The 7,730-nt window shown below is 62.7% G+C and carries 17 protein-coding genes; 1 reads left to right on the plus strand and 16 read right to left on the minus strand.

Translation table 11 applies throughout. From position 1 onward, the window contains the following. The 11 genes from XANALMUS060_RS16215 to XANALMUS060_RS16260 all read right to left on the minus strand — a co-directional run. Positions 1-687 (minus strand): phage baseplate assembly protein (locus XANALMUS060_RS16215; protein WP_045739327.1); only part of this gene is annotated, 687 nt, incomplete at its 3' end. Continuing rightward, positions 684-1,001, minus strand: a complete 318-nt coding sequence (locus XANALMUS060_RS16220) for a phage baseplate assembly protein (RefSeq protein ID WP_045739328.1) — start codon at positions 999-1,001, stop codon at positions 684-686. The genes XANALMUS060_RS16215 and XANALMUS060_RS16220, both read right to left, overlap by 4 nt. Continuing rightward, positions 998-1,567: a phage baseplate assembly protein gene (locus XANALMUS060_RS23125; RefSeq protein ID WP_045739329.1), complete on the minus strand. Its 570-nt coding sequence runs from the start codon at positions 1,565-1,567 to the stop codon at positions 998-1,000. Before XANALMUS060_RS23125 ends, XANALMUS060_RS16220 begins: the two co-directional genes overlap by 4 nt. Further along, positions 1,564-2,235, minus strand: a complete 672-nt coding sequence (locus tag XANALMUS060_RS17775) for a hypothetical protein (protein WP_052688224.1) — start codon at positions 2,233-2,235, stop codon at positions 1,564-1,566. Before XANALMUS060_RS17775 ends, XANALMUS060_RS23125 begins: the two co-directional genes overlap by 4 nt. Next, a complete protein-coding gene (locus tag XANALMUS060_RS17780) occupies positions 2,159-3,229 on the minus strand; it encodes a DNA circularization N-terminal domain-containing protein (protein WP_052688225.1) in 1,071 nt (356 codons plus the stop codon). Before XANALMUS060_RS17780 ends, XANALMUS060_RS17775 begins: the two co-directional genes overlap by 77 nt. Before the next feature lie 15 nt (positions 3,230-3,244). Beyond that, the gene (locus XANALMUS060_RS16240; RefSeq protein WP_045739331.1) at positions 3,245-3,712 is read right to left on the minus strand and encodes a hypothetical protein; all 468 of its coding nucleotides are present in this window, start codon (positions 3,710-3,712) and stop codon (positions 3,245-3,247) included. 5 nt (positions 3,713-3,717) lie between these two features. Beyond that, positions 3,718-4,053: a hypothetical protein gene (locus XANALMUS060_RS16245; protein ID WP_152640570.1), complete on the minus strand. Its 336-nt coding sequence runs from the start codon at positions 4,051-4,053 to the stop codon at positions 3,718-3,720. Positions 4,054-4,079: 26 nt separating this feature from the next. Continuing rightward, positions 4,080-4,289 (minus strand): hypothetical protein, encoded by a 210-nt coding sequence (locus tag XANALMUS060_RS16250; protein ID WP_045739333.1) that lies wholly within the window; start codon positions 4,287-4,289, stop codon positions 4,080-4,082. Positions 4,290-4,619: 330 nt separating this feature from the next. Beyond that, positions 4,620-5,033, minus strand: coding sequence for a hypothetical protein (locus XANALMUS060_RS16255; RefSeq protein WP_045739334.1), 414 nt, complete (start codon positions 5,031-5,033; stop codon positions 4,620-4,622). Then, entirely contained in the window at positions 5,023-5,181 is a 159-nt protein-coding gene (locus tag XANALMUS060_RS20715) for a hypothetical protein (RefSeq protein WP_161795459.1), read from the minus strand. The genes XANALMUS060_RS16255 and XANALMUS060_RS20715 overlap by 11 nt, the downstream gene beginning before the upstream one ends. Further along, positions 5,178-5,651 carry a hypothetical protein gene (locus XANALMUS060_RS16260; protein ID WP_045739335.1) on the minus strand — a complete coding sequence of 158 codons (474 nt, stop codon included), beginning with the start codon at positions 5,649-5,651 and terminating at the stop codon, positions 5,178-5,180. The genes XANALMUS060_RS20715 and XANALMUS060_RS16260 overlap by 4 nt, the downstream gene beginning before the upstream one ends. Here XANALMUS060_RS16260 and XANALMUS060_RS16265 point away from each other — a divergent pair. Next, entirely contained in the window at positions 5,650-6,036 is a 387-nt protein-coding gene (locus XANALMUS060_RS16265; RefSeq protein WP_045739336.1) for a hypothetical protein, read from the plus strand. The two genes, XANALMUS060_RS16260 and XANALMUS060_RS16265, sit on opposite strands and share 2 nt — an antisense overlap. Positions 6,037-6,507: 471 nt before the next feature. Here XANALMUS060_RS16265 and XANALMUS060_RS22760 read toward each other — a convergent pair whose 3' ends face one another. The 5 genes from XANALMUS060_RS22760 to XANALMUS060_RS22765 are packed head-to-tail and all read right to left on the minus strand — an operon-like array spanning position 6,508 to position 7,625. After that, on the minus strand, positions 6,508-6,642 hold the full coding sequence (locus tag XANALMUS060_RS22760; protein ID WP_255352395.1) for a hypothetical protein: 135 nt from the start codon (positions 6,640-6,642) through the stop codon (positions 6,508-6,510). Further along, positions 6,635-6,784, minus strand: coding sequence for a hypothetical protein (locus XANALMUS060_RS20720; RefSeq protein WP_161795460.1), 150 nt, complete (start codon positions 6,782-6,784; stop codon positions 6,635-6,637). The genes XANALMUS060_RS22760 and XANALMUS060_RS20720 overlap by 8 nt, the downstream gene beginning before the upstream one ends. After that, positions 6,781-7,233 carry a phage tail assembly protein gene (locus XANALMUS060_RS16275; RefSeq protein WP_052688226.1) on the minus strand — a complete coding sequence of 151 codons (453 nt, stop codon included), beginning with the start codon at positions 7,231-7,233 and terminating at the stop codon, positions 6,781-6,783. The genes XANALMUS060_RS20720 and XANALMUS060_RS16275 overlap by 4 nt, the downstream gene beginning before the upstream one ends. Continuing rightward, positions 7,234-7,407 (minus strand): phage tail tube protein, encoded by a 174-nt coding sequence (locus XANALMUS060_RS20725; protein WP_161795462.1) that lies wholly within the window; start codon positions 7,405-7,407, stop codon positions 7,234-7,236. Beyond that, complete coding sequence (locus tag XANALMUS060_RS22765; RefSeq protein WP_052688227.1) at positions 7,404-7,625, minus strand: phage tail tube protein; 222 nt, start codon at positions 7,623-7,625, stop codon at positions 7,404-7,406. The genes XANALMUS060_RS20725 and XANALMUS060_RS22765 overlap by 4 nt, the downstream gene beginning before the upstream one ends. Positions 7,626-7,730: the final 105 nt, after the last annotated feature.

Genomic DNA, 7,730 nt, shown 5'->3' on the forward strand with positions numbered 1-7,730 from the left:
GCTGCCGACATCGATGAACACCAGATCGCCCAGGGCGTTGTCGGTGGACAACACATGGCGCAGACGCATCAACCGGTCGATGCTCTCGAACACGGTTTCGCCGATTTGGACGTGGTGTTCGGTGATGGGCGCGCCGGTATCGATTTCGGTCATCACGCGCACGCCATAGGGGGCTGCCAGCGCGGCGGCGATGGTTTCCAGCTTGGCGTTACGCCACACGTTGGTGTTGGCCGCTGCCGGCGTGACGACGGTGCCGGTCTTGCCGTCCTTGCCTTTGACGTCTGCCCACATGCTGTGACTTGCGGTCGGCGCGCGACCGGTGTCGGGCGTGCAGCAATCGACCAAATCGCAAGTGCGGCTGCGGCCTTTGACGTTGACATTGATGCGCTGGCCGTCATATTGGATTGGCGTGGCATCGACATAACCGGTCAGCACCAGGTCGTTGCCGATGAAGACCTGGCAGGCATCGAAGGGACGGATGCGGCGCCACAGGGGTGGGGTGGTGTCCGCTGTCGCCGCTGCTGTTGATCCGGGCCAGCGATCCGTGACTTCCAGTTCGAAGCTGCGTGCCTGTCGCTCGATCCCGGCCTCGATGCGGATCTTCTTCCAGCCGCCGAAGTTCTGGCCACCCACCACCAGGCGCACCTGATTCTCCGGCTCACCGGCCGGATCGCGACGGGTCGTCATGTCAGGCTGCAATCACGCACAGCGCATTGGGAGGGACGAAGCCGGGATGGCGGATACCGTTGCAGGTCGTTGCCGATGAAGACCTGGCAGGCATCGAAGGGACGGATGCGGCGCCACAGGGGTGGGGTGGTGTCCGCTGTCGCCGCTGCTGTTGATCCGGGCCAGCGATCCGTGACTTCCAGTTCGAAGCTGCGTGCCTGTCGCTCGATCCCGGCCTCGATGCGGATCTTCTTCCAGCCGCCGAAGTTCTGGCCACCCACCACCAGGCGCACCTGATTCTCCGGCTCACCGGCCGGATCGCGACGGGTCGTCATGTCAGGCTGCAATCACGCACAGCGCATTNCATCACGCGCACGCCATAGGGGGCTGCCAGCGCGGCGGCGATGGTTTCCAGCTTGGCGTTACGCCACACGTTGGTGTTGGCCGCTGCCGGCGTGACGACGGTGCCGGTCTTGCCGTCCTTGCCTTTGACGTCTGCCCACATGCTGTGACTTGCGGTCGGCGCGCGACCGGTGTCGGGCGTGCAGCAATCGACCAAATCGCAAGTGCGGCTGCGGCCTTTGACGTTGACATTGATGCGCTGGCCGTCATATTGGATTGGCGTGGCATCGACATAACCGGTCAGTACCAGGTCGTTGCCGATGAACACCTGGCAGGCGTCAAAAGGACGGATGCGACGCCACAGTGGTGGGGCCGTGTCCGCCGTTGCTGCTGCTGTCGATCCGGGCCAGCGATCAGTGACTTCCAGTTCGAAGCTGCGTGCCTGTCGCTCGATCCCGGCCTCGATGCGGATTTTCTTCCAGCCGCCGAAGTCCTGGCCACCCACCACCAGGCGCACCTGATTCTCCGGTTCACCGGCCGGATCGCGACGGGTCGTCATGTCAGGCTGCAATCACGCACAGCGCATTGGGAGGGACGAAGCCGGGATGGCGGATACCGTTGCGTAAGTAACTGGATCTCGGCATCGCGCGAGGCATCGGCATACAGCTCGTAGGCTAGCGCCAGCATTGGCATCGTCTCTGGTGGTGTCCAGGATGTCAGGCGTGCCGCGCTCTGCGCTCGTGTCGTCAGGTCCGCATAGATCGCTGCGCTGGCTGTCTGCAACGCCTCGTAGGCGGCGTCTGCGCAGTGGTGCATCTCGTAGGCTAGCGCCAGCATTGGCATCGTCTCTGGTGGTGTCCAGGATGTCAGGCGTGCCGCGCTCTGCGCTCGTGTCGTCAGGTCCGCATAGATCGCTGCGCTGGCTGTCTGCAACGCCTCGTAGGCGGCGTCTGCGCAGTGGTGCATCTCGGCGTCGAGTGTGGAGATTAGTGTGTCGCGCGCCGCCAGCATCCTGTCTTGGGTGACCTGCTGTGGGATGGTCGGTGTGCTGCCTTGCGGCTGGCTGATGCCGGCTTGCACGCTGTCCTGCTCAGTGCCGACCAGGGACGAAATGCCCACCGCCTGCGCGAGCAGCAGTTGTCTGCCCAGGTTATAGAGCGCGCCGGCATTGGTATCGATCTGTCTGCGCGAGGGCGTGGCCGCAATGATCGAGGTGCGCGCGAGCATGGACTTCGCCGCCGCCGTTGTGGTGAGCAACTTGACCACNGACCTGCTGTGGGATGGTCGGTGTGCTGCCTTGCGGCTGGCTGATGCCGGCTTGCACGCTGTCCTGCTCAGTGCCGACCAGGGACGAAATGCCCACCGCCTGCGCGAGCAGCAGTTGTCTGCCCAGGTTATAGAGCGCGCCGGCATTGGTATCGATCTGTCTGCGCGAGGGCGTGGCCGCAATGATCGAGGTGCGCGCGAGCATGGACTTCGCCGCCGCCGTTGTGGTGAGCAACTTGACCACATTGGACCAGGCCGCGATGGTGCCTGCGCTGCCGGACATACCGAAGGCATTAAGCAGCGTGTGCCCCAGCATCGCTGGATCGCGCAGGAAAGAGGCTGCCTGGGTGACCAGATTGTTGAGCGATGTCGCTTCGGAGGAAAAATTCGTCAGCACTTGCGCGCTCTGGCCAGCCCCGATGAACCCCAGCATGGTGGCCAGTTGTCCTTGGGCGGCTGCCGCGACGAAACTCTGGAAGCCGGCGACGGTGAAGTTGTCCGTGAAATCTTGGATCGCCGCAGTGGCCAGTCCATCGGCAGCAAGCCGGCTGGCTGCCTGGGTGGAACGGGTCGGATTGGGGAAGGTGAGTTCGCCCGACTCGACGAAGGACAAGGACACTGTCGCCACGCCCAGCGCTGCATCGAAGCGCACGCGTGCCGGTGCCGATAGGCACACTTGCATCGTCCCGAGCCAGGGATGCACGAGCGTGCCGGGTCCGGCTGTTTCCAGCAGGGAGAGTAGGGCATTGGCTTGATCGATGTAGTCGGTGCCGATCAGAAAGGCGTCCAGCGCGATTTCGCGGGTGGCGCGGCCGAGGTCTTCGACCCAGGGCGTGTCGCGCTGGGGATACTCATGGATCTGCACGCGGCGGCCGACACCGCAGTCGGCACCATTGACCTGGAAGGCCATCCCACGAAAGGAGGCTGGATGCAGCGCGTCGGAATACGTGGCCATTAGAGTCGTGTAGTGCTATGGCATCAGCAGCGCATGCGTGCTGTAACCGGCATCGACATTGATCGGCATGGTGCCGCCACGGACCTGCTCGACGCGTGAGCCGGCGGGCAGACCATCGATCTTGATGTTGACCTGGCCCTCCACTTTGGTGCCGCCGGCTGCTTTCCCCAACAAAGAGGGCCGTTCGCCGGCAACGGGCGAGGTCAGCGACGAAAAAGGCGTGCCTCGGGAAGGACGGCTGCGCGCGGGGGCCACCGATGTCTCGTCCTCGGGCAGACCATCGATCTTGATGTTGACCTGGCCCTCCACTTTGGTGCCGCCGGCTGCTTTCCCCAACAAAGAGGGCCGTTCGCCGGCAACGGGCGAGGTCAGCGACGAAAAAGGCGTGCCTCGGGAAGGACGGCTGCGCGCGGGGGCCACCGATGTCTCGTCCTCGACACCGATTCCGAAGGCATGACCGACGGACTTGGCCGCATCGACCATCCAACTCAGTTTGTCCGACAACCAGTGGACGAAATCGCCGAACCACATCGACCATCCAACTCAGTTTGTCCGACAACCAGTGGACGAAATCGCCGAACCACGTCTTGATCGGCTCCCAGTGCTGGATGATCGTGCTGGCGATCCAGCCAATCGGACCGAGGCAGGTGGGTGAGAATCAGTTCGCCATGCGCCTTGATCCAGCTCCAGAAGCTGTTAAACCAGCTCTTCAGCGTGTCCCAGTTCTCGACGATGAGCCAGGCCGCCGAGGCGATGGCCAGGATGATGCCGAGGGGGTTGGCCATCATGGCGGCACCAACAGCGCGAATGCCGCCGGCGACCATGGCAAAGGCGCTGGACATCAGGCCACTCATGGAGACAGAATCAGTTCGCCATGCGCCTTGATCCAGCTCCAGAAGCTGTTAAACCAGCTCTTCAGCGTGTCCCAGTTCTCGACGATGAGCCAGGCCGCCGAGGCGATGGCCAGGATGATGCCGAGGGGGTTGGCCATCATGGCGGCACCAACAGCGCGAATGCCGCCGGCGACCATGGCAAAGGCGCTGGACATCAGGCCACTCATGGAGACAGTCAGTCGTGGTGGTCAGTAGTGTCCAGCCCGAGCGCAAGAGCGCTAACGGACCGGTGACCAACTGTGATGCGCCCAGCCCCATGCGCAGCATCGAGTGGTGGTCAGTAGTGTCCAGCCCGAGCGCAAGAGCGCTAACGGACCGGTGACCAACTGTGATGCGCCCAGCCCCATGCGCAGCATCGACAGCAGCGCTGCATTACTGGCGACATAGGCTCTGGCCGCCATCCCCAGCAACGCGATCCCCGCGCGCCCGACGGCGACGAGAGACCAATCCGCCCAGGGCCATGATGGTCTGGGCATTCATCACCACCGCCAAACCGATCAGGGCATTGCGCGGACCACCGACGAAGTCGACCAACTTGCCGATGCCGTGTCCGAGCGCCAGCACACTGCGTGCCATGCCGCGCCAGTCGATGCTGGATAACCCACGCCCCAAGTCCTTGGCGATGCGACCGACCTCGGTGGACACCAGTTTTCCAATCCGCCCAGGGCCATGATGGTCTGGGCATTCATCACCACCGCCAAACCGATCAGGGCATTGCGCGGACCACCGACGAAGTCGACCAACTTGCCGATGCCGTGTCCGAGCGCCAGCACACTGCGTGCCATGCCGCGCCAGTCGATGCTGGATAACCCACGCCCCAAGTCCTTGGCGATGCGACCGACCTCGGTGGACACCAGTTTTTTGTTAGCCGCCATCCAGTCGTTGAATCCATCCAGCAGGTTAGCCGCCATCCAGTCGTTGAATCCATCCAGCAGTGGTTGGTTTGATCGCCGGTACCAGGTTCTTGGCAATGATGATCTGGAAACCCTTGCTGACGATCTCCAGATCGCGCAGTGATTTGGCGAATTCGCGCGAGCGACCAATGTCTTCCTCGCTCATGACGCCTTTGAAGCGAGACATGCGTGCCTGTGCTTGCTCGATGCCTTCGCCACCGGCTTGATCGCCGGTACCAGGTTCTTGGCAATGATGATCTGGAAACCCTTGCTGACGATCTCCAGATCGCGCAGTGATTTGGCGAATTCGCGCGAGCGACCAATGTCTTCCTCGCTCATGACGCCTTTGAAGCGAGACATGCGTGCCTGTGCTTGCTCGATGCCTTCGCCACCGGCTTCCAGCAGCGGGACGATTTCCTGCCACTTCTTCCCGAATAGCGCCATTCCCATGCGTGCACGCACGGCGGGATTTTCGTTGCGCACGAAGGCGTCGGCCAGCTCTGGCAGCACGCCCATGCCCGAACGCAACTGACCGGACGCATCGCGCATGGCGATGCCCAGATGGGTCAGCAGTGCGGCCGCTTCCTTGCCTCGTCCGTTGGCCGCACGTCCCAGGGTCAGGTTGAGTTTGCCCATGGCCCCTTCCATCTGTTCGACCGCCACGCCGTTTTGTTCGGCGACGTACGTTGCGCACGAAGGCGTCGGCCAGCTCTGGCAGCACGCCCATGCCCGAACGCAACTGACCGGACGCATCGCGCATGGCGATGCCCAGATGGGTCAGCAGTGCGGCCGCTTCCTTGCCTCGTCCGTTGGCCGCACGTCCCAGGGTCAGGTTGAGTTTGCCCATGGCCCCTTCCATCTGTTCGACCGCCACGCCGTTTTGTTCGGCGACGTACTTCATGCGCTGAAACTGTTCCACGCTCATGCCAGCGCGCGTGGCGCCGTGATGCACGGCTTCGCCCAGTTCGGCATAGGCATGTACCGCATCCTTGACCTTGGCCAGGCCAAAACCGGCCGCTAAGCCGCCGACGATGCCGATGGGCAAGCCGAACTTGCCCGCCAGACCGGAGGCGGACTTGCCGATGTCGGTGAGGTATTTGCGCGCGGCTTGTGCGGGAGCCTCGACCGACTTGAGCGCATGGATGAGACTTTGCGCATTGGCCGACAAAATGGCCTTGAGTTCGAAACGATCAGACATGATGGGGGGGGGTTGATGCACGGCTTCGCCCAGTTCGGCATAGGCATGTACCGCATCCTTGACCTTGGCCAGGCCAAAACCGGCCGCTAAGCCGCCGACGATGCCGATGGGCAAGCCGAACTTGCCCGCCAGACCGGAGGCGGACTTGCCGATGTCGGTGAGGTATTTGCGCGCGGCTTGTGCGGGAGCCTCGACCGACTTGAGCGCATGGATGAGACTTTGCGCATTGGCCGACAAAATGGCCTTGAGTTCGAAACGATCAGACATGATGGGGGGGGGTATATTGGGATGGCATCACGCACTGTCTTGCAGGCGCAGGGCGATGCGCTCGGCGTGTTGGTTCCACAGTTCGAATTCGGCCAGGCTCAAACTCAGGACGTGGCGCGGGGAAGTCTTGAAGAACCAGGCGACTGGGATGGCATCACGCACTGTCTTGCAGGCGCAGGGCGATGCGCTCGGCGTGTTGGTTCCACAGTTCGAATTCGGCCAGGCTCAAACTCAGGACGTGGCGCGGGGAAGTCTTGAAGAACCAGGCGACTTCGTTCGAAGACGCGCTCGGTGAACTGCTCACTCGATCCGGCGGTGCTGTGTCTTCCCCGAAAAAACCCAGCACCGCCTGCGTGGCGCGTCCAAAATCACCCAGCGACAGTGCCTTGACGCTGGACAGTGGAATGGCAGCCAGTCGCGCCTCACTCGATCCGGCGGTGCTGTGTCTTCCCCGAAAAAACCCAGCACCGCCTGCGTGGCGCGTCCAAAATCACCCAGCGACAGTGCCTTGACGCTGGACAGTGGAATGGCAGCCAGTCGCGCCACGTAATGGGCGACCACATTCATGCGTACTTCCACGGCAGGTTCTTCCATGCCATTGCCGGGGAGCAGTCGCATTGGTTGCCCGAGATCGATCACATCGCCTGTGGTGGGTTGGCGCAGGACCAGGCAGTCGATTTCTTCGCCGTGTGCGAGCACCGCGTAGCTCAGGGGAAGCGTGAGAGATTGCTTGCTGCGTTGCGATTGGATCACTCATTGGTTGTTACTCCATTGTCCTTGGCTTCCCGAGAATTCGATCTCGATCGTGCCCTCAATCGGTTTGGCTTTTGGCTCGCCACGCACGAATGCGTTGGAGAGCGTGTAGACGACACCGTTGGCCAGTTCGGCGGTCACGGTCAGGTTGGTGTTGGTGCGCAGGGTATTCACGGGGAAATCCGGTTGGAGAGCGTGTAGACGACACCGTTGGCCAGTTCGGCGGTCACGGTCAGGTTGGTGTTGGTGCGCAGGGTATTCACGGGGAAATCCGGGGTGAACAGCGCCACCACCTTGATGTAGGGCTGGCTCCAGTGCTGTTTCCTTGAAGCCAGCCGGCCCAGACAGGCCCATGACGGCNTCAGGTTGGTGTTGGTGCGCAGGGTATTCACGGGGAAATCCGGTTGGAGAGCGTGTAGACGACACCGTTGGCCAGTTCGGCGGTCACGGTCAGGTTGGTGTTGGTGCGCAGGGTATTCACGGGGAAATCCGGGGTG

The sequence above is a fragment of the Xanthomonas sp. MUS 060 genome (genome assembly GCF_000963215.1).
GTDB lineage: Bacteria > Pseudomonadota > Gammaproteobacteria > Xanthomonadales > Xanthomonadaceae > Xanthomonas_A.